18 protein-coding genes and 1 pseudogene are annotated in these 17927 nt (G+C 71.6%); 9 read left to right on the forward strand and 10 right to left on the reverse strand.

Annotated features, from left to right (window positions below; all coding sequences use genetic code 11):
• A partial coding sequence (locus tag ACRDTB_RS20505) for an adenylate/guanylate cyclase domain-containing protein (protein ID WP_431432562.1) occupies positions 1–968 on the reverse strand: 968 nt, incomplete at its 3' end.
• Positions 965–1417, reverse strand: a complete 453-nt coding sequence (locus tag ACRDTB_RS20510) for a universal stress protein (RefSeq protein WP_431432564.1) — start codon at positions 1415–1417, stop codon at positions 965–967. The genes ACRDTB_RS20510 and ACRDTB_RS20505, both read right to left, overlap by 4 nt.
• Positions 1418–1487: 70 nt before the next feature.
• On the opposite strand from ACRDTB_RS20510, the gene ACRDTB_RS20515 reads away from it, so the two are divergent.
• Positions 1488–1928, forward strand: coding sequence for a nucleoside deaminase (locus tag ACRDTB_RS20515; protein WP_431432565.1), 441 nt, complete (start codon positions 1488–1490; stop codon positions 1926–1928).
• Between the two features lie 17 nt (positions 1929–1945).
• Here the strand turns inward: ACRDTB_RS20515 and ACRDTB_RS20520 are convergent, their stop codons facing one another.
• Both ACRDTB_RS20520 and ccrA read right to left on the reverse strand, forming a co-directional pair.
• A complete protein-coding gene (locus ACRDTB_RS20520; protein WP_431432566.1) occupies positions 1946–3019 on the reverse strand; it encodes a chromosome segregation protein in 1074 nt (357 codons plus the stop codon).
• Positions 3020–3061: 42 nt separating this feature from the next.
• A complete protein-coding gene (gene ccrA, locus ACRDTB_RS20525) occupies positions 3062–4393 on the reverse strand; it encodes a crotonyl-CoA carboxylase/reductase (protein WP_431432568.1) in 1332 nt (443 codons plus the stop codon).
• Between the two features lie 252 nt (positions 4394–4645).
• On the opposite strand from ccrA, the gene ACRDTB_RS20530 reads away from it, so the two are divergent.
• A complete protein-coding gene (locus ACRDTB_RS20530; RefSeq protein ID WP_431432570.1) occupies positions 4646–5029 on the forward strand; it encodes an SPW repeat protein in 384 nt (127 codons plus the stop codon).
• 97 nt (positions 5030–5126) lie between these two features.
• On the forward strand, positions 5127–5756 hold the full coding sequence (locus ACRDTB_RS20535) for a TetR/AcrR family transcriptional regulator (RefSeq protein WP_431432572.1): 630 nt from the start codon (positions 5127–5129) through the stop codon (positions 5754–5756).
• On the opposite strand, the gene mce is transcribed toward ACRDTB_RS20535, so the two are convergent.
• A complete protein-coding gene (mce, locus tag ACRDTB_RS20540) occupies positions 5719–6165 on the reverse strand; it encodes a methylmalonyl-CoA epimerase (protein WP_431432574.1) in 447 nt (148 codons plus the stop codon). The genes ACRDTB_RS20535 and mce overlap by 38 nt on opposite strands.
• Before the next feature lie 124 nt (positions 6166–6289).
• Here mce and ACRDTB_RS20545 point away from each other — a divergent pair, with 124 nt between their 5' ends.
• Together ACRDTB_RS20545 and meaB are read left to right on the forward strand one after the other, a co-directional pair.
• The gene (locus ACRDTB_RS20545; protein WP_431432576.1) at positions 6290–7468 is read left to right on the forward strand and encodes an acetyl-CoA C-acetyltransferase; all 1179 of its coding nucleotides are present in this window, start codon (positions 6290–6292) and stop codon (positions 7466–7468) included.
• Between the two features lie 19 nt (positions 7469–7487).
• Positions 7488–8432: a methylmalonyl Co-A mutase-associated GTPase MeaB gene (gene meaB, locus ACRDTB_RS20550; protein WP_431432622.1), complete on the forward strand. Its 945-nt coding sequence runs from the start codon at positions 7488–7490 to the stop codon at positions 8430–8432.
• 13 nt (positions 8433–8445) lie between these two features.
• On the opposite strand, the gene ACRDTB_RS20555 is transcribed toward meaB, so the two are convergent.
• Positions 8446–9462, reverse strand: coding sequence for a class I mannose-6-phosphate isomerase (locus ACRDTB_RS20555; RefSeq protein WP_431432578.1), 1017 nt, complete (start codon positions 9460–9462; stop codon positions 8446–8448).
• 400 nt (positions 9463–9862) lie between these two features.
• Positions 9863–10857, reverse strand: a pseudogene (locus tag ACRDTB_RS20560) (alpha/beta fold hydrolase).
• A 61-nt stretch (positions 10858–10918) separates the two neighbouring features.
• On the opposite strand from ACRDTB_RS20560, the gene ACRDTB_RS20565 reads away from it, so the two are divergent.
• Positions 10919–11830 (forward strand): ABC transporter ATP-binding protein, encoded by a 912-nt coding sequence (locus tag ACRDTB_RS20565; RefSeq protein WP_431432580.1) that lies wholly within the window; start codon positions 10919–10921, stop codon positions 11828–11830.
• Positions 11827–12873, forward strand: coding sequence for an ABC transporter permease (locus tag ACRDTB_RS20570; RefSeq protein WP_431432582.1), 1047 nt, complete (start codon positions 11827–11829; stop codon positions 12871–12873). The genes ACRDTB_RS20565 and ACRDTB_RS20570 overlap by 4 nt, the downstream gene beginning before the upstream one ends.
• A gap of 131 nt (positions 12874–13004) precedes the next feature.
• Here ACRDTB_RS20570 and ACRDTB_RS20575 read toward each other — a convergent pair whose 3' ends face one another.
• Complete coding sequence (locus ACRDTB_RS20575) at positions 13005–13505, reverse strand: MarR family winged helix-turn-helix transcriptional regulator (RefSeq protein WP_431432584.1); 501 nt, start codon at positions 13503–13505, stop codon at positions 13005–13007.
• A 69-nt stretch (positions 13506–13574) separates the two neighbouring features.
• Here ACRDTB_RS20575 and ACRDTB_RS20580 point away from each other — a divergent pair, with 69 nt between their 5' ends.
• Complete coding sequence (locus tag ACRDTB_RS20580; protein ID WP_431432586.1) at positions 13575–13871, forward strand: MTH1187 family thiamine-binding protein; 297 nt, start codon at positions 13575–13577, stop codon at positions 13869–13871.
• A gap of 91 nt (positions 13872–13962) precedes the next feature.
• Positions 13963–14907, forward strand: a complete 945-nt coding sequence (locus ACRDTB_RS20585) for a tetratricopeptide repeat protein (RefSeq protein WP_431432588.1) — start codon at positions 13963–13965, stop codon at positions 14905–14907.
• A 60-nt stretch (positions 14908–14967) separates the two neighbouring features.
• On the opposite strand, the gene ACRDTB_RS20590 is transcribed toward ACRDTB_RS20585, so the two are convergent.
• Complete coding sequence (locus ACRDTB_RS20590) at positions 14968–16428, reverse strand: neutral zinc metallopeptidase (protein ID WP_431432590.1); 1461 nt, start codon at positions 16426–16428, stop codon at positions 14968–14970.
• A gap of 90 nt (positions 16429–16518) precedes the next feature.
• Complete coding sequence (locus ACRDTB_RS20595; protein WP_431432592.1) at positions 16519–17916, reverse strand: neutral zinc metallopeptidase; 1398 nt, start codon at positions 17914–17916, stop codon at positions 16519–16521.
• Positions 17917–17927: the final 11 nt, after the last annotated feature.

A 17927-nucleotide genomic window follows, 5' to 3' on the forward strand; every position in this document is an offset into this window, starting at 1 on the left:
GCGCGGCGCAGGCCGGCCGAGCGCAGCCGGGCGTACCCGCGGACCGACACCGGCCGGCGGTGCCGGACCGAGTAGGTGTCGGTGTCCTCGAGCGCGGCCGCCAGCTCGCGATCGACCAGCACGCTGCCCGGGCGGGCCACCGAGGTCAGCCGGCTCGCGATGTTGACCACCGAGCCGTACACGTCGCCGAACCGGCGCAGCACCCGGCCGAGCGCGAGCCCGGCCCGCAGCGACGGCACGTCCTCGGTGGCATCGGCGCGCTCCAGCAGGGTCAGCGCGATCTCCGCGGCGTCGGTGGGGGAGTCGGCCACGAAGAGCACCTCGTCGCCGAGCATCTTCACGATCCGGCCGTGGTGGTCCGCCACGACCTCGGCGGCGATCGCGTCGAACCGGTCGACGACGGTGACCAGCTCGGCCTCGGTCGAGCGGAGCGTGAGGTTCGTGAAGCCCACCATGTCGGCGAACCCGACCACCTGCCGGCGCTCGCCGGGGTCCTCGTCGGCGGCGACGAGCGTGCGCACCGAGTGCGCCGCGAGATGCCGGCGCCACACGAAGTCCTGCAGCAGCTCGAGGTCCGGCGTCAGCTGCTCGACGAGCCGGCCGAGCTGGCGCTCGCCGGCGAGCTCGGGGTTCGCCGCGACCACCTCGCGCAGCAAGAGCACCTGCGACTCGGCGAGCCGGGACATGTGCTGGCCGATCATCCGCGCGCTGGAGATCGCGACGGCCGGCTCGATGATGCCGGACCGGATCAGGTCGTTGACCGTGCGCAGCGCGCGGACGTCGCCGTCGGTGAACACCGCCTCGTCGTCGCCGGCGGTCGCGAAGCCGAGCGCGCGCCACAGCGCGGTGGCCCGCCCGGGTGGCACACCCGAGCGCTCGGCGACGTCCGCGCGGGTGTACCGGCGTTCGCCGCCGAGCAGGATCCGCTCGATGCGCTTCTGGAGCGCGTCCTCGGCGGGTTCGGTCACGTGGTGTGCACGATGAGCACGTCGACCGTCGACTTGCGGGCCGCTTCGCTGGGGACCGAGCCGAGGATCCGGCCGGTGAGCGTGTTCAACCCGCGGTTGCCGACGACGAGCAGGTCCGCGGACCGCTCGGCGACCACCTTGGACAGCGTCGGCACGGGCTCGCCGTCCACGACGACGGTGTCGATCTTCGTGGCGCCGGCCCGCCTGGCCCGCTCGGCGCCGGTGCGCACGGACTCCTCGGCCGGCGTCGACCCGACGACCTGGTAGGCCACGTCGTCGCCGAGCTCGTCCCGGGCCCTGCTGACATCCTCGGGCCGGGCCGGGTGGTACGCGCACGCGATGACGAGGGTCGCGCCGTTGTCCGCGGCGATGGCCGCGGCGCGGTCGACCGCGAGGTAGGAGGAGTCGGAGCCGTCCGTGCCGACGACCACGGTCTGGTAAGCCGCCATGTTGCCTCCCCGGCATTATCTACTCACGGGTAAACCTACCGTGCGCGGCAACCCGATCGCAGAATGAGGCATGGATCTGGCGGGGATGATCGGGTTGGCGGTCAAGGAGGCCAGGCAGGGCCTGTCCGAGGGCGGCGTCCCCATCGGGGCCGCACTGATCGGCCCGGACGGCGGGGTGCTGGGCCGTGGCCACAACCGCCGCGTGCAGGACGGCGACCCGTCGATGCACGCGGAGACGGCGGCGTTCCGCGATGCGGGGCGGCGGCGTCACTACCGCGACACGATCATGGTCACGACGCTGTCGCCGTGCTGGTACTGCAGTGGCCTGGTCCGCCAGTTCGCGATCCCCCGGGTGATCATCGGCGAGGCGACGACGTTCTCCGGCGGCCACGAGTGGCTGGCCGAGCACGGCGTGGAGATCACGATCGTCGACGACGCCCGGTGCGTCGAGCTGATGACCGACTTCATCGCCGCGCACCCGGACCTGTGGTACGAGGACATCGGCGAGTAACTCGCGGCCGGGTACCGCTAGCGGGCGATCCGCTTCGTCGGCGCGTGGGCCACGTCGTCCGGGACGTCCTCGGCCGAGGTCTCCCACCGCTCCCGCGGCGGGCCGGGCACCGGGTCCTTGCCACGCGCCGCCTCGCTCGACTGCTCCGTGGCCTCCTGCTCCTCGGGCAGGTGCTCGAACGCCGGCGCGGCCAGCTCGATGCTCTCGTGCGCGTCGGCCACCAGGTCGCGGGCCGAGGCGAGCTGCTCGGCCACCCGCGTCCGCAGCTGCCGCAGCGCGTTGACCCGCTGCGCGGCGTGGCTGATCCGGCGGTTGGACTCCTCGGTGGCCTCCCGGACCCGCCGGTGCGCCTCGTCGGTGGCCTCCTGCAGGCGCGCGGTCGACTCGGTGATCGCGTCGTGCCGGCGGCGGTTGGCCTCCTCGGTCGCCTCGCGCACGCGCCGCTCGGCCTCCGCCTTGGACGTCGCCTCCTGCTCGGCCAGCGCGCGCATCGACTCGGTGCGCCGCGAGGCCATGGCGATCTCGAAGTCCTCCTCGACCGTGGTCCGGCGCTGCTCGGCCTCCGCGTCGAGCTTGGCGCGCTCGGCCTCGGCGGTCGCGGTGATCTCGGCCGCGTCGGCGCGCGCCTTCTCCAGCACGCCGCGGTGCTCGGCCTCCATCGCGTTGCGCCGCTCGTCCAGCTCCTCCAGCTGCTTCTCGTACTGCCGGCGCAGCCTCGTGGCGTCGGCCTCCGCGTCGGCCCGGATGTGCTCGGCCTCCGCCCTGGCCTTGGCGTTGACCTCCTCGCGCTCCTCCTGCGCGAGCCGCAGCATCCGCTGCAGCCGCTCGGAGAGCCCGGCCATCGTGGTCGGCGGCATCGAGAGGCGCTCGACCTGCCCCCGTAGGTCGTCGACCGTGGTCCGAGCGACCTCCAGCTGCGCGGTGAGCTCGGCCGCCTGCGCCGCCGCCGCGTTGCGGTCCGCGGCGAGCAGCTTCAGCTGGCCGTCCAGCTGCTCCAGATGCTCCTCCACCTGAATGCGGCTGTAGCCCCGTTTCGTGATGTCGAATCCGGCTCCCAGCGGTACGAGGTCGCGCTCCTCACCTAACGCCATGCGCCCACGCTACCCTGACGGGCCACTCGGTGCGGGAATACCTTAGACACCACGAAATCTGTTGATCTCCGCGACGTGGCGCTCCCGCAGCTCGTGGTCGCGCACGCCGAGACCTTCCGCCGGCGCAAGGCAGAGCACGCCAACCTTGCCCTGGTGTGCGTTGCGGTGCACGTCGTGCGCGGCCTGCCCGGTCTGCTCCAGCGGGTACACACTGGACAGTGTGGGGTGGATCTTTCCCTTGGCGATCAACCGGTTCGCCTCCCACGCCTCGTGGTAGTTGGCGAAATGCGAGCCGATGATCCGCTTCAGGTTCATCCAGAGGTACCGGTTGTCGTACTGATGGAGGAACCCACTGGTCGATGCGCACGTCACGATCGTGCCCCCGCGCCTCGCCACGTACACGCTCGCGCCGAACGTCTCCCGGCCCGGGTGCTCGAGGACGATGTCGGGGTCGTCGCCTCCGGTCAGCTCGCGGATTCGCGCGCCGAGGCGCTTCCACTCCTTCGGGTCCTGTGTGTTCTCGTCCTTCCAGAACCGGTAGCCCTCCGCATGCCGGTCGATGATCAGCTCGGCGCCCATCTTCCGGCAGATCTCCGCCTTCTGCTCGCTGCCGACCACGCACACAGGCGTCGCCCCGCCGTTCAGCGCGAACTGGGTGGCATAGGAGCCGAGGCCGCCGGACGCTCCCCAGATCAGGACGGTGTCGCCCTGCTTCATGCCGGCGCCGTTGCGGGAGACGAGCTGGCGGTAGGCGGTCGAGTTGACCAGGCCCGGGCAGGCGGCCTCCTCCCACGTCAGGTGTGCGGGCTTGGGCATCAGCTGGTTGGACTTGACCAGCGCCAGCTCGGCCAGCCCGCCGAAGTTGGTCTCGAAGCCCCAGATCCGCTGCTCCGGGTCGAGCATGGTGTCGTCGTGCCCGTCCGGGTGCTCGAGCTCGACGTTGAGGCAGTGCGCGACGACCTGGTCGCCGGCCTGCCACGCGTTGACGCCCGGGCCCGTGCGCAGCACGACGCCGGCGAGGTCGGAGCCCACCACGTGGTAGGGCAGGTCGTGCCGCTTGGCCAGCGGCGAGGTCCTGCCGTAGCGGCGCAGGAAGCCGAAGGTGTCCATCGGCTCGAAGATCGACGTCCAGACGGTGTTGTAGTTGACCGCGCTCGCCATGACCGCCACGAGCGCCTCACCGGGGCCGAGCTCGGGTGTCGCCACCTCGTCCACGTGCAGCGACTTGCGCGGGTCCTTCTCGGGGGTGGACTGGCCCGCGAACATGTCCACCTCGTCGGCGTGCACGGCGACGCCCCGGTAGTAGTCGGGGACCGGCAGTGAGCCGACCGCGGCCAGGTCGTCGGCCAGGACGGCATCGAGGATCTTCCGCATACGCACCGACGTTACCGCCCGGTAACGGTACAGAACCAGCAGGTTGAGGGCAGGGTCACTCGAAGGAGAAGCCCACCGGAAACCCCGATGGTCGGGGAAGAGTCAACGGTTCGGGGTCTGGGTGAGGCGGGCGCGCGGCCGGCACCCGAACGTGACCCGCCAGACGCCGAGCCGCGTTTGACCGGCTGGCCAACCAAGGCGCATCATCGACGTATGAGGCGATGAGGCTCCACACAATCGGAGGTGGTCTCGATGACGAATCCCGCGACGGCCAAGCCTTGGACAAGGCCGCACGACTGGGCGGAGGTCGTACTGGGCGTCGTGGCGGTGCTGTCCCCCCTGTGGATGGACACCAACAACGCCGCGATGTGGACGATGATCGTCCTGGGCGCGCTGATCGCCCTCGACGGGCTGGCGTCGCTGGCCGTGCCCGGTCAGGTGTACAGCGAGGGGATCCAGATCTTGCTCGGCGTACTCATGGTCATCTCCCCCTGGGTGTTGACCTACACGGAGTTCACCGGCATCTCCTGGTCCTCGTGGATCATCGGCGCGCTGACCGTCATCGCTGGTGCGGCGGCGTTCCCGGTCGCCCAGGCGGCGCACCGGTCCGGCAGTGGAATGGCCGGCCAGCACTAGTGCGCTGACCGACCCCTTCCAATCAGCTCGCGGTCCATGACGTGACCTCCCGGGTTACGTTATGGACCGCGAGCCTGCGAGAAGGGGACAGCACGACATGCGTCTGACGAAGAAGAAGGGCGACGACGACCCGTCCGCCCGTGAACGCATCCTGACGGCGGCCGAGGAGCTGTTCGCCGAGTTCGGCTTCGACGCCACCCCCACCTCGAAGATCGCCGCCCGGGCCACCGTGCCCAAGGGCCTCGTGCACTACTACTTCAAGCGCAAGTCCGACCTGCTCGCGGCTCTCGTGGACCGGCTGCCCGACGAGCAGGTGGAGCCGGCCCGCGTGGTCGTCCCCGGCGACGTGGCCGCGAGCCTGCGCGGCCTGGTCGCCGAGCTCGACGACCGGATGCGGGCTTCGTACCTGCTCTCCCACCTGCTCTGGCGCGAGGCCGACACGCACACGGCGGTCCGCGACGCGCTCCAGGAGCGGTTCGGCAAGGTCGTGGACCAGGTCCGTGCCGTGATCATGGCGGCGAGCATGGGCAGCCTGCCGGTCGCCGCCGTCGACACGGCCTCGGGGCTGCTCGCGCTGGCGGTCAGCTACCGCCACTCCGTGGCGCGGCACGTCGGGGCCGACGACGGGACCACCAACGCCGCGATCGCCGCGACCATCGACCGGGAGGTGGAGTTCATCGCCGGCGCGCTCACCGTTCCTCCGGCGCCGGCTCCACTAGCTCGATGAGCACCCCGCCGGCGTCCTTCGGGTGCACGAAGTTCGCCCGGCTGTTCGCGGTGCCGGGGACGGCCTTCTCGTACGTCACGCGCAGCCCCTTTTCGCGCAAGGCGTCGGTGGCCGCCTCGATGTCGGAGACGCGGTAGGCCACCTGCTGGAGGCCAGGCCCCTTGCGGGCGAGGAACTTGCCGATCGTGGTGTCCGGGTCGAGTGGGGCGAGCAGCTGCACCGCGGTGGCGCCGGCGGCGGCACCCGGCGGGCGCATCATCGCCTCGCGCACGCCCTGTGCCTCGTTGACCTCCTCGTGGTACAGCTCGAGGCCGAGCACGTCGCGGTGGAACGCGATCGCCTCGTCCAGGTCCGGTACCGCGATGCCGACGTGGTCGATCGCCGTGACGTACGGCCTGAGCTCGTCCATGCGTCACAAGGTAATGCCGGGATTCGCCTGGTGGTTGTGCGGCTACTCACATCGGTCGGTGGTCGAACGGGCGCCCCCGGGTAACGTAGGAAGTTAACGCCCGCTAGCTGCTGGAGGCCCGCCAGTGTCCGGATCCGTCATCGTCGCTGGGGCGCGCACCCCGATCGGCCGCCTGCTCGGCTCGCTCAAGGACCTCTCCGGTGCGCAGCTCGGCGGCGTCGCCATCAAAGCGGCGCTCGAACGCGCCGGGGTCGCGCCGGAACAGGTCCAGTACACGATCATGGGTCAGGTGCTCACCGCCGGCGCCGGGCAGATCCCGGCCCGCCAGGCCGCGGTCGCCGCCGGCATCCCGATGGACGTGCCGGCCCTGACGATCAACAAGGTGTGCCTGTCCGGCCTCGACGCGATCGCGCTCGCGGACCAGCTCATCCGGGCCGGCGAGTTCGAGATCGTCGTCGCCGGCGGGCAGGAGTCGATGACCCAGGCGCCGCACCTGCTGGCGAAGTCGCGGTCCGGCTTCAAGTACGGCGACGTGACCATGCAGGACCACCTGGCACACGACGGTCTGTTCTGCGCGTTCGACCAGGTGGCCATGGGCGCGTCGACCGAGAAGTACAACGCCCGCTACGGCGTCACCCGCGAGGAGCAGGACACCTTCGCCGCTCGCTCCCACCAGCTGGCCGCGGCCGCGATCAAGAACGGCGTGTTCGCCGAGGAGATCGCGCCGGTCACGATCCCGCAGCGCAAGGGCGACCCGATCGTCTTCGACACCGACGAGGGCGTGCGCGGCGACACCACCGCCGAGGGGCTCGCGAAGCTGCGCCCGGCCTTCGCCTCGGACGGCACGATCACCGCGGGCTCGGCCTCGCAGATCTCCGACGGCGCCGCGGCGGTCGTCGTGATGAGCAAGGCGAAGGCACAGGAGCTGGGCCTGGCGTGGCTCGCCGAGATCGGCGCGCACGGCGTGGTGGCCGGGCCGGACGCGAGCCTGCACGAGCAGCCGTCCAACGCGATCAAGGCGGCACTCGCCAAGGCGGGGCGGTCGGCGTCCGACCTCGACCTCGTGGAGATCAACGAGGCGTTCGCGGCGGTCGGCCTGGTGTCCACCCGGCAGCTGGGCGTCAGCGAGGACATCGTCAACGTCAACGGCGGCGCCATCGCGCTCGGCCACCCGATCGGGGCGTCCGGTGCGCGGCTGGCCGTGCACCTGGCCCACGAGCTGCGCCGCCGCGGCGGCGGGCTCGGCGCGGCCGCCCTGTGCGGTGGCGGTGGGCAGGGTGACGCACTGCTGATCCGCGTCTAGATTGTCCGGTGTGGACGGATTGGCGGGTCTTGCCGACCTGGTCGGGCGAGCGCGAGCGGGACAACACCGCGCGGTCGCCCGGCTGATCTCGCTCGTCGAGGACGAGAGCCCGCATCTGCGCGAGATCGCCGCCGAGCTCAACCCGCTCACCGGCAACGCCCGGGTGCTCGGCCTGACCGGCCCGCCCGGCGTCGGCAAGTCGACGTCCACGTCGGTGCTGGTGTCCGCGTTCCGCAAGCAGGGGCTGCGCGTCGGGGTGCTCGCGATCGACCCGTCGTCACCGTTCTCCGGGGGCGCGCTGCTCGGCGACCGGATCCGGATGCACGACCACACCACGGATCCCGACGTGTTCATCCGCTCGATGGCCACCCGCGGCCAGCTCGGCGGGCTCGCCGCCGCGACCCCGCAGGCACTGCGCGTGCTGGACGCCGCCGGCTGCGACGTCGTCCTCATCGAGACCGTCGGGGTTGGACAGTCCGAAGTGGACATCGTGGCGCTGGCGGACACGACGGTGGTGCTGCTCGCGCCGGGCATGGGCGACGGCGTCCAGGCGGCCAAGGCCGGCATCCTCGAGGTGGCGGACGTGTTCGTGGTCAACAAGGCCGACCGGGACGGCGCGGACGAGACCGTGCGGGACCTCAAGCACATGGTCTCGCTGGGCCGCCGCGAGGCGGGCCCGTCGTGGCGGCAGCCGATCGTGCGGACGGTCGCCTCGGCCGGGGAGGGCGGCGAGGAGCTGGTGGGCGCGCTCGACGCGCACCGGGACTGGCTCGTCGACCACGGCGAGCTGGCGGCCCGCCGCGCACGCCGGGCCGAGCGCGAGATCGAGGCGATCGCGGTCGCGGCGCTGCGTACCCGGCTCGGTGTCGGCCACGAGGCGCTCGACCGCCTCGCGCATCGGGTGGCGGCGGGGGAGCTGGACCCCTACGCCGCCGCGGACCGGCTGACCGCGGCCGGCCGGTGACCGGGCGCGGAGGTCAGGGGCTCGTGCCGGGCGGCAGGCAGCGCACCGCCACGAGGTCGCCGGCCACCGTGGCCGCGCCGGCGGCATGCGGGACCACGTACGTGTCGCCGCGCGTCACCGGCACGTCCCCGCCGTGCTCGGTGTGCAGCACGCCCGTGCCCGACAGCACCACGAGCACGCCGTAAGACGCGGTCAGCTCCGCCCCGCCGCGCACCCGCTCCGCCCGGAAGAAGCCCCGGGCGGCCTGGCCGAACAGGTCTCGCACCGGCGCCTCGGTGTCCTCCTCGCGGTGTACCAGCCGGTCGCCGTCCCAGCCGGACCGGTCCACGCAGCCGAGCGCGGTCTCGAAGCCGACGCCCAGGTGCCCTCCGCCCTCGGTGTCGAGGAAGCCCTTCCACTCCAGGGTGACCGACAGGTCGGTCGGCTGCTGGAGCTCCACGATGAAGATCCCGGGGCCGATCGCGTGCGGCACGCCGGCCGGCACGAACACCGTGTCACCCGGCCGCACGGCCACGGCGTTCAGCGCGCCGAGCATCGCCGCCGAGTCCTGGCGGGCGACCCAGTCGGCCACCGTGCCGGCGGCGACGTCCTCGGCGAATCCGATGTGGACGGTCGCGTCCGGTCCGGCGCCGACCACGACCCACGCCTCCGTCTTGCCGTACCGGGACCCGAAGTGCGCGGCGGCGAACTCGTCGGGCGGGTGGCAGTGCACCGGCAGCCGCTGGCCCGCGTCGAGCAGCTTCACGAGCAGCGCCGGGTCCGGGCCGAACCGCGCGAGGTGCGTTGGGCCGAGCCAGGCGTCGGCGTGCTCGGCGATCGCGTCCCGCAGCACTCGCCCGTCCGGCAGCACGGACAGCCCGAGGTCGGGCGAGCCGTGCAGCGTGCTGCACGAGGCGACCCAGTCCTCCGGCCCGAACTCACGCGCCGGGGAGCCCCGCAGTGCCGCGATCGCCGCGCCGCCGCGGTAGAACCGCTCGGGCTGGTTCGCCGGCAGCCGGACCGGCCGCCGCCCTTGCGCATGGGAACTCATGGTCTCGTCCGCTCCTCCGCCACTCACCGGCCTGCCTCTGCGCAACCACGGGCACCGGGAGCACGATCCGCCGAGGTCGTGAGTCGTCGCCCTCCAGCGCCCTCGTGCTGGACCGTACTGGGGCGGGTCGGCAACGCCGCGAGCGGGAAGCGGGGCCGGCGAGTCAGGTGACGAACGTCCGGGGGAGGGCACGCCCTGGGTCGAGCCCGGGCCCGGGGCCGGGGAACACGCTGGCTGCGTGCCCCCGGCCCGGGTTTTCACCGCGGGAGTTCAGTAGCCGGATCCAGTGTCGGGCTGGCCCGCCTCTGGAAGCCCCCTCTGGCGTCTACTGCTCGATGTGTTCACCCCTAACCACGGGTATGCCGCCGGCTCGGTTCAGCTCCGGCGCGAACTTTCCGGTTCAGGCCATCCGGGCGAACCGGTCGGTCGCGGCGAGAAGCGAACCGGCCATGCCCGGCGTCGCGGTCTCGTGCGCGGCCTCGTCGACGATCACGAGCTCCGCGTCCGGCCAGGCGTGCGCCAGCAGCCACGGCGTCCCCACGAGGTTCCCGAAGTCGAGCCGGCCCTGGACGATCACGCCCGGGATGCCGGCCAGCCGGCCGGCCCCGTCCAGCAGCGCGCCGTCGGGGCCGAGAAAGTGGCCGTTGCTCCAGTAGTGCGTGACGATCCGCGCGAACGCCGGCCGGAACACCGGGTCCGCGTAGCGCGGGCTCGGACCGGAGGTCGGCGTGATCGCGTCCTCCCACGCGCACCACTCGCGGGCCGCCGTCGCACGCTCATCCTCGGACGGTGAGAGCAGCCGCCGGGCATGCCGGCCGGGATGCCCGCCGCGTCCCGGAACCGGGCCCACGCCTCGGGGAACAGTGGGCCGAGGCCGCGAGTCACTGAGCACTATTCGAAACAGGCCCGCTTCGTGCCCGGGCGCTGCTGATCCGGAGTGTTTTGAATAGTGCTCATCAGGTCGACCTCCGCCTGCCGGCCGGTCGCCACCGCGAACAGCACCAGCTCGGACACCCGCTCGGGGTGCCGTTGTGCGTAGGCGAGGCCGAGCACCGAGCCGAGGGAACCGCCGAACACCAGCCAGCGCTCGATGCCGAGGTGCGTGCGGAGCCGCTCCAGGTCGGCGACCAGGTGCCCGGTGGTGTTGGTGGCGAGGTCGGTCGCGACCTCGTCGCGTGCGGCGTGCTTCGCCCGCAGTTGCGCTGGTCGAGCAGCACGATCCGGTAGGCGCCGGGGTGGAACCACCGGCGGTGGTCGGGCGTGGCGCCCGAGCCCGGGCCGCCGTGCAGGACCACCGCGGGCTTGCCGTCCGGGTCGCCGCACTGCTCCCAGTAGATGTGGTTCCCGTCACCCACGTCGAGCATGCCGCGCGTGGGGTTCGACCTTCGGATAGATCTTGCTCTCCTTTGTCGGCGAATTGCCTCGTCGCGGTGGGTGCTCAACTATCTTCGCGGTCGTGGGAGACACGGCGAACGCGGTGGTGGTCGAGGACATCCGCAAGGCGTACGGGGACCTGAAGGCGGTGGACGGCGTGTCGCTGTCGGTCGCCGAGGGGGAGTTCTTCGGCATCCTCGGGCCGAACGGGGCGGGCAAGACGACGCTCCTGGAGATCATCGAGGGCCTGCGCGAGCCGGACTCCGGGTCGGTGCTGCTGCTCGGCGAGTCACCGTGGCCACGGCGGGTGACGCTGCTGCCGCGGATCGGCGTGCAGCTGCAGGCGTCGGCGTTCTTCGAGAGGCTCACCGCGCGCGAGCAGCTGGAGACGTTCGCCTCGCTGTACGGCGTCGGCGCCGCGCGGGCGCACGACATGCTCGAGCTGGTCGGGCTCGCGGACAAGGCCGACACCCGCGAGGACAAGCTCTCCGGCGGCCAGCGGCAGCGGTTGTCGATCGCGTGCGCGCTCGCGCACGACCCGGACGTGGTGTTCCTCGACGAGCCCACAGCGGCGCTAGACCCGCAGGCGCGGCGCAACCTCTGGGACGTGCTGCGGGCCATCCAGGAACGCGGCAAGACGATCATGTACACCACGCACTACCTCGACGAGGCGGAGATCCTCTGCGACCGGGTGGCGATCATGGACAAGGGCCGGATCCTCGCCATGGACCGGCCGGCCGTGCTGGTCCGGGGCCTGGATGCGCCGACTCACGTGATCCTCGAGCGGGGCTCGCTGTCCGCGTCGGCCGCCGAGGCGTTGCCCGGCGCGGAGGGCGTCGGCGAGGACGAGCTGTCGCTGACGATCTCCACTCGTAAGCCCGCCGAGGTGCTCTCGGCGCTCGCCGACCGGGGCGCGCTTGCCGGCCTGCAGGTGCGCACCGCCACGCTCGAGGACGTCTTCCTCGGCCTGACCGGACGGGAATACCGAGCATGACCGCGTTCCGCAGCCTCGCGCTGGCGATGCTCAAGGGGTTCTACCGGGAGAAGGCGACGCTGTTCTTCACGTTCGTATTCCCGCTGATGTTCCTCGTCGTGTTCGGCCTGCTGTTCCGGGACGTCGGCACGGACAAGATCGGCATCGGCGTGGTGGGGGACGGGCCGGTGGTCGAAGCCCTGGACCGGACCGGCGCGCTGGAGCTGGAGCGGTTCGACGACTTCGACGACGCCGTCGCGAAGGTACGCGACGGCGACCTGCCGGCCGCGGTGGCCGTGCACGGCACGGACCTCACCTACCGGTTCGCGGCCAGTGACCAGACCCAGGCCGGCACGGTCACCGGGATCGTGCAGGGCGTGGTCGGCCAGCTGAACCAGGAGGCGACCGGCGAGCGCCCGCGGTACACGGTGGACGGTTCGAACGTCGAGGACTCCTCGCTCAAGCCGATCCAGTACATCACGCCGGGCATCATGTCCTGGGGCGTCGCGATCACCGCGGTCTTCGGGGCGGCGCTGCCGCTGGTCAGCTGGCGCAAGAAGCAGGTGCTGCGCCGGATACGGCTCGCGCCCGTGCCCGCGTCCACCGTGCTGTCCTCCCGTGTCGTGGTGACGATCGGCGTCGCGATCGTGCAGGCCACGCTCTTTCTCGGGATCGGCGCGCTGCCGGTGTTCGGGCTGCAGCTGACCGGCACGTGGGCGCTCGCCATCCCGGTGTTCCTGCTGGGGATCCTGGCGTTCTTCGCGATCGGCATGCTGGTGGGCGCGTTCTGCAAGACCGAGGAGGCGGCCACCGGCGCGGCGAACATCGTGGTGCTGCCGATGGCGTTCCTGTCCGGCACGTTCTTCCCGATCGACCAGGCGCCGCCGTGGATGCAGACGATCTCGAACGCGTTCCCGTTGCGGCACATGAACGACGGGATCATGGACTTCCTGGTGCGCGGCCAGGGTCCGGCCGCTCTGGTCGTGCCGTGCCTGGTGCTGGCCGCGTTCATCGTCGTGGTCGGCTCGATCGCGGCAAAGGTCTTCCAGTGGGAAGATGGATGAGGGTTTGTCTTGTGCCGACCAACGGAACCTCAGGGGTACCGTGACGGCACCCAGCCATGATCAACCGGAGATCCGCACCGTTCGCTGGAACGCAACCAACACTTTGAATTCCGGGCAGGCGGACTGCCTTCTCAATCCTCGAAGTCGCCTACTGCCTTGCGGACCTTCGCGAGCAGCTCGGTCAGCTGGGCGGTCTGGCGCTCGGTGAGGCCCCGCAGGCCGAAGTCGATCTCCGTGACCGCGGCGGTCGCCTCCTCGCGGCGCTGCCGGCCGGCCTCGGTGATCTCGGCGAGCGTCGTGCGCCGGTCGGTCGGGTGCGGCAGGCGCTTGACGAGCCCGTCGCCCTCCAGCCGGTCGACGATGTTGGTCACGCTCGTGGGGTGCAGCTGGAGGCGCTCGCCCATGACGCGCATCGGCAGGCTGCCGCGCTTGGAGAACGTCAGCAGCACGAGCGCCTCGTACCGGGCGAACGTGAGCCCGTGCGGCCGCAGCGCGCCGTCCACAGCGGACTGCAGCACCTGCTGGACGCGCATGATGCTGGTGACCGCGGCCATCGTGCCGGACGGACCCACCCGCTCGGACCACAGCTCGGCCGCGCGGGCGATGGGGTCGAACGGCAGCACACGGCTCATGGCGGTTGAAGTTACCAGTCGGTACCGGAAAGGGTGCCTGGCACAGGTCCACCCGGGAGAGGAGCAGCCGTGCTAGTCGCGTTCAGTGTGGCCCCGGCGGGCGGCGAGTCGGACAGCGTGAGCAAGGCGGTCGCCGAGGCGGTGCGCGTGGTGCGGGAGTCGGGGCTGCCCTCGGAGACGACGAGCATGTTCACCACGGTCGAGGGGGAGTGGGACGAGGTGATGGCCGTGGTCAAGCGGGCGGTCGAGGTCGTGGCGCAGGGAGCGCCGCGGGTGAGCCTCGTGCTCAAGGCGGACATCCGGCCCGGTTACCGCGGCCAACTCACGGCCAAGGTCGAGCGGATCGAGCAGCACCTCGAGGAGTGAGCGGCGGCTGAAGGTGGTAGCCCGACACGCGATCCGGGCGTCGTGTCAGGATGTAAATGTGAGTAGGCCAGATCCACGTCAAACCGCAGCTTTGTCGGCAGCCCTGTCCGGAGCTGTAGATCTTTCCGCGCTAAAGGCCGGGGCGGACGCGGCCACGAGGTCGCCCGGCCCGGCGTCGTCCGCGTCTGGAGACTCGGGCCCGCCCGACCGGCAACCGGCCGACGGATTCGTCGTCGAGGTCACCGAGGAGACATTCCAGGCCGAGGTCGTCGAGCGGTCGCTGCAGGTGCCCGTGATCGTGGACCTGTGGGCGGAGTGGTGCGGGCCGTGCAAGCAGCTGTCGCCGATGCTGGAGCGGCTGGCCCAGGCGGCGGGCGGCACCTGGATCCTCGCGAAGGTCGACGTCGACGCCAACCCCCGCATCGCGCAGCTCTTCGGCGTTCAGTCGATCCCGACGGTCGTCGCGATCGCCGGCGGGCAGCCGGTGGAGGCGTTCGCCGGGGCACAGCCGGAGCCGCAGGTCAAGCAGTGGCTCGACGCGCTGCTCGACGCGTTGCGTGACCGCCTGCCCGGCATCCGCGCGGCGGAGTCGGGCACGCCCGTTGCCGAACCGGAACCCGAGCCGGAGGACACCCGGTTCACGGAGGCGGAGACCGCGTTCGAACAGGGCGACTACGCGCGGGCCGAGGCCGCGTACCAGAAGATCCTGGACGCCGAGCCGGCGAACGAACAGGCGAAGGCGGCCCTGGCGCAGGTCCGCTTCCTGGCGCGCGCGGAGGCGGCGGACCCGTCGGTCGTCGTCCGCGCGGACACCTCCCCGGAGGACATCGACGCCCAGCTCTCGGCCGCGGACGTGGAGCTCGCGAGCCAGCGGGCGGAGCATGCGTTCGCGCGGCTGCTGTCGGTGATCAGGCGGACGAGCGGCGCCGACCGGGACCGGGCGCGGACCCACCTGGTGGAGCTGTTCGGCCTGTTCCCCCCGGAGGACCCCAACGTCGCCAAGGCACGACGAGACCTGGCGAGCGCCCTGTACTGACGGCCGGAACGACGTCGGCCCCCGATCCAGCAGCGGATCGGGGGCCGACTCGGGAAGGAACTAGGAGAAGTCCTCCGTACAGGGTCCGGACCCCTCGATGAAGCCGCGCCGGAAGGCCTCCACCCGGGCGAAGCCGGACTGGACCTGCTTGCCGTTGACGTCGGCCGCGATCAGGCTCTCCTCCTGCAGCAGCTCGGCCACCGCCTCGTCGAGGTCGCCCACCGCCAGCCGTAGCTGCTGGCCCTCCTCGTTCGTGAAGCCGGCCCACGCGCCGGTCAGGCACGCCGTGCGCAGGCCTGCCTGCTCGTCGTCCAGGGGCGCGCCGATCGACTTCTGGATCGACAGCGCGTAGCGGGACGCGATCTCCGCGAACGCCGCGAAGTCGCCCAGGCCACCGCTGCCCTCCTCGCCGGGCGGCGCCTGCGGGTCCGGCTTGGCGGCGATCTCCCGCAGCGCCGGCGCGTCGATGCCGACCACGTTCTCGTCCGGGCAGTACGTCACCGGGCTGGTCGCCTCGCCGCTCTCGCACGTCGAGCCGTTGTCGGTGATCTCCGGCTGATCCCCGCCGTTGTCCTTGAAGGCCGCGTCGAGGCTTTCCTGCAGCTCGCCCAGGTACTCGATCGGGTCGATGTCCCCCTCGACCTGCTCGTCGGCCTCCTCGCGCTCCTTCTCCGCGATCCGGCCCTCGATCTCGGCCTCGTCCATGTCCGCGCAGCGCTGCGGGTCGTTCGAGAAGCCCTCCTGGAACGCGTACACGCGGTCGAACGCGAGGCCGTGCGCGCCCTCGGTCTTGTGGTCGAGGCCGGCGGGGTCACGGATGAAGAACAGCGTGGCGAGGATGTCGTTGAGGCCCTCGCCGGTGTTGATCTGGAAGTGCTTGGACTGGTCCTCGGCGACGTACCGGAAGAAGTTGCCCATGTAGCAGTCGGCCTGCTGCTCCCGCACGATCGTCGGGGTCGTCGGGCTCATGTTGCTCTTCTCGCCGAGCCGGAACTGCACCGCGTGCCCCATCTCGTGGGCCAGCACGCCGACCACCGACATCGGGCCGAACTGCTCGTTGAGCATCGGCAGCAGCTCGCCGCGGTCCCAGGCGATCGCGTCCTCGCCGTTGCCGCCGCAGTAGAACGCGTTGACCAGACCCGCCGTGCTCGCGCCGCAGATCGTCACGCCGGCGCCGTTGGAGTCGTAGGACACCAGCCGCTCGAGCTCCTTGAACTCCGTGTCGAACGTGCCCGGCAGCTGCTCGCGCCAGTAGTCGTACAGGTCCGCGATCGCGTTGGTGGCCAGGCGGTCCATCTCGCCGCCGTCCGCGCCCTCCACGTCCAGCTTCGCGTCCTCGACGCCATCCCGAGGGCCACTCGGCCCGTCGTCGCTGACCTCCATGCCGCCCGCGTTGGTGGTGTCGATGTCCCCCATGGCCTGCGGCGTGCCCGCGATCTGCTGACCCGCGCACCCCCCCACACCCACCACCGCCGCCGTGACCGCGGCAAGAGCCAGCCCGGTCCGCCACGCACCCCTCATCGCACACCCCTCCGGTACCGACTCGAACGCTGTGCGCACCCTACTGGCCGGGTACGACTCGCGTACGACGTACCGGCGTGCCGCGTGGTTTCAGTCCAGCCCGCAGGTCTTGTCGCCCTCGAGGACGCCCTTGCGGAAGTCCCGCACCCGCTCGAACCCGGTGTCGATGCCCTGACCGGCCATGTCCCGCGCCGCGTAGTCGTAGGCCAGCAGCACCTGGATCGCCTCGTCGAGGTCGCCGGGGGACAGGAACTGGTCCTCGAGCCCGAGCAGCGAGCCGGTGAACGCCCCGGCCAGGCACACGGTGTCGTGCTGGGCCTCCTCGCCCTCGGTCGGCTTCTGCAGCTCGGTCAGCGCGGACAACGCGTAGCGGCTCGCGAGCAGCGTGCCGGTGGCGTAGTCGCCGATCGTGGTGTGGATCCGGGGCAGCTCGTCGCCCGTGTCGAAGCTGATCTCGGTGGAGTCCGGGCAGAACGCGACCGGACCCTGGTCGCCGGCGCAGTCCGGACGCTCATCGGTCGGGGCGAGCTGGGGCTGGCGCCACTGCTTGCCGCGCTGGGTGACCAGGGAGTCGAAGTACTGCTCGAGGGTGGGCTCGATCGACTCGAAGAGCTGGGCGAAGTCGAGGTTGCCGCCGTTCGCCGCGTCGGAGGCGTCCCGGAAGCCGCTCTGGGTGAAGACCCGGTTGTCCACGCTCATCTCGCTGCACAGCGTGGCGCCCTCGTCGTAGCCGTCCTGGAACGCCGACACCCGGTCGAACGCGTCGCCGTGCGCGCCCTCGTCGGTCTGCTCGGTGCCGATCGGGTCCCGGAAGGTGATCAGTGACTCCAGCGCGGAGTCCATCCCGTCCGCGGCGAGCTGGAGGTGGGTGGCGTTGTCGTCGACGACCCAGCGCACGAACGCGCCCGCGTAGCAGTCCGCCTGCGCCTCGATCAGGATCGTCGGGTACTCGTCGGGGCTCTCCTGCTGCTTCTCTACGGTGAGCCCAGCCCGGCGCTGCACGGCGTGGCCCATCTCGTGCGCCAGCACCAGCATCACCGCGGCCTCACCGAAACGCTCCCGCAGTACCGGCAGCAGCGCGGCCCGGTCCCACGCCATGACGTCGGCGTTCGGGCAGTAGAAGGCGTTGCCCTCGACGTCGGTCGGCTTGTCCACGCACGGCGGTGTCGGCGCGTCGTCGTCCGCGGTGTCCACCGAGTAGTAGCCGCCGGACAGGTCCTTCCACTCGCCGCCGAACGTCGCCGGGAACGTCTCGGTCCAGTAGGACCGCAGGTCGGTGAGCACGGCGGCGGCCAGCCGGTCGATCGGGCCGTCGTCGGTGTTCTCGATGAACGACGGGTCGACGCCGCCCGGCTCGTCCGGGTCGGTCTGCGTGATGATCGAGCCGCTGCTGGTGGGCGTGCCGGTGATGGTGGTCGTACAGGCTGACGTGCCGAGCGCCACGAGCGACACGAGGGCCACGGTCAAGCGGACGAGTCGGGTACCCACGTCCACCAGTG

The sequence above is a fragment of the Actinophytocola sp. genome, assembly GCF_050699935.1.
Lineage (GTDB): Bacteria > Actinomycetota > Actinomycetes > Mycobacteriales > Pseudonocardiaceae > Actinophytocola.

Excerpts from the sequence above, each read along its gene's own strand:
- ACRDTB_RS20570 (WP_431432582.1), top strand. The coding sequence starts at position 11,827 with ATGACCGCGTTCCGCAGCCTCGCGCTGGCGATGCTCAAGGGGTTCTAC.
- ACRDTB_RS20530 (WP_431432570.1), top strand. The coding sequence starts at position 4,646 with ATGACGAATCCCGCGACGGCCAAGCCTTGGACAAGGCCGCACGACTGG.
- ACRDTB_RS20555 (WP_431432578.1), bottom strand. The coding sequence starts at position 9,462 with ATGAGTTCCCATGCGCAAGGGCGGCGGCCGGTCCGGCTGCCGGCGAAC.
- ACRDTB_RS20510 (WP_431432564.1), bottom strand. The coding sequence starts at position 1,417 with ATGGCGGCTTACCAGACCGTGGTCGTCGGCACGGACGGCTCCGACTCC.
- ACRDTB_RS20575 (WP_431432584.1), bottom strand. The coding sequence starts at position 13,505 with ATGAGCCGTGTGCTGCCGTTCGACCCCATCGCCCGCGCGGCCGAGCTG.
- ACRDTB_RS20590 (WP_431432590.1), bottom strand. The coding sequence starts at position 16,428 with ATGAGGGGTGCGTGGCGGACCGGGCTGGCTCTTGCCGCGGTCACGGCG.
- mce (WP_431432574.1), bottom strand. The coding sequence starts at position 6,165 with ATGGACGAGCTCAGGCCGTACGTCACGGCGATCGACCACGTCGGCATC.
- ccrA (WP_431432568.1), bottom strand. The coding sequence starts at position 4,393 with ATGCGGAAGATCCTCGATGCCGTCCTGGCCGACGACCTGGCCGCGGTC.
- ACRDTB_RS20535 (WP_431432572.1), top strand. The coding sequence starts at position 5,127 with ATGCGTCTGACGAAGAAGAAGGGCGACGACGACCCGTCCGCCCGTGAA.
- ACRDTB_RS20515 (WP_431432565.1), top strand. The coding sequence starts at position 1,488 with ATGGATCTGGCGGGGATGATCGGGTTGGCGGTCAAGGAGGCCAGGCAG.
- ACRDTB_RS20520 (WP_431432566.1), bottom strand. The coding sequence starts at position 3,019 with ATGGCGTTAGGTGAGGAGCGCGACCTCGTACCGCTGGGAGCCGGATTC.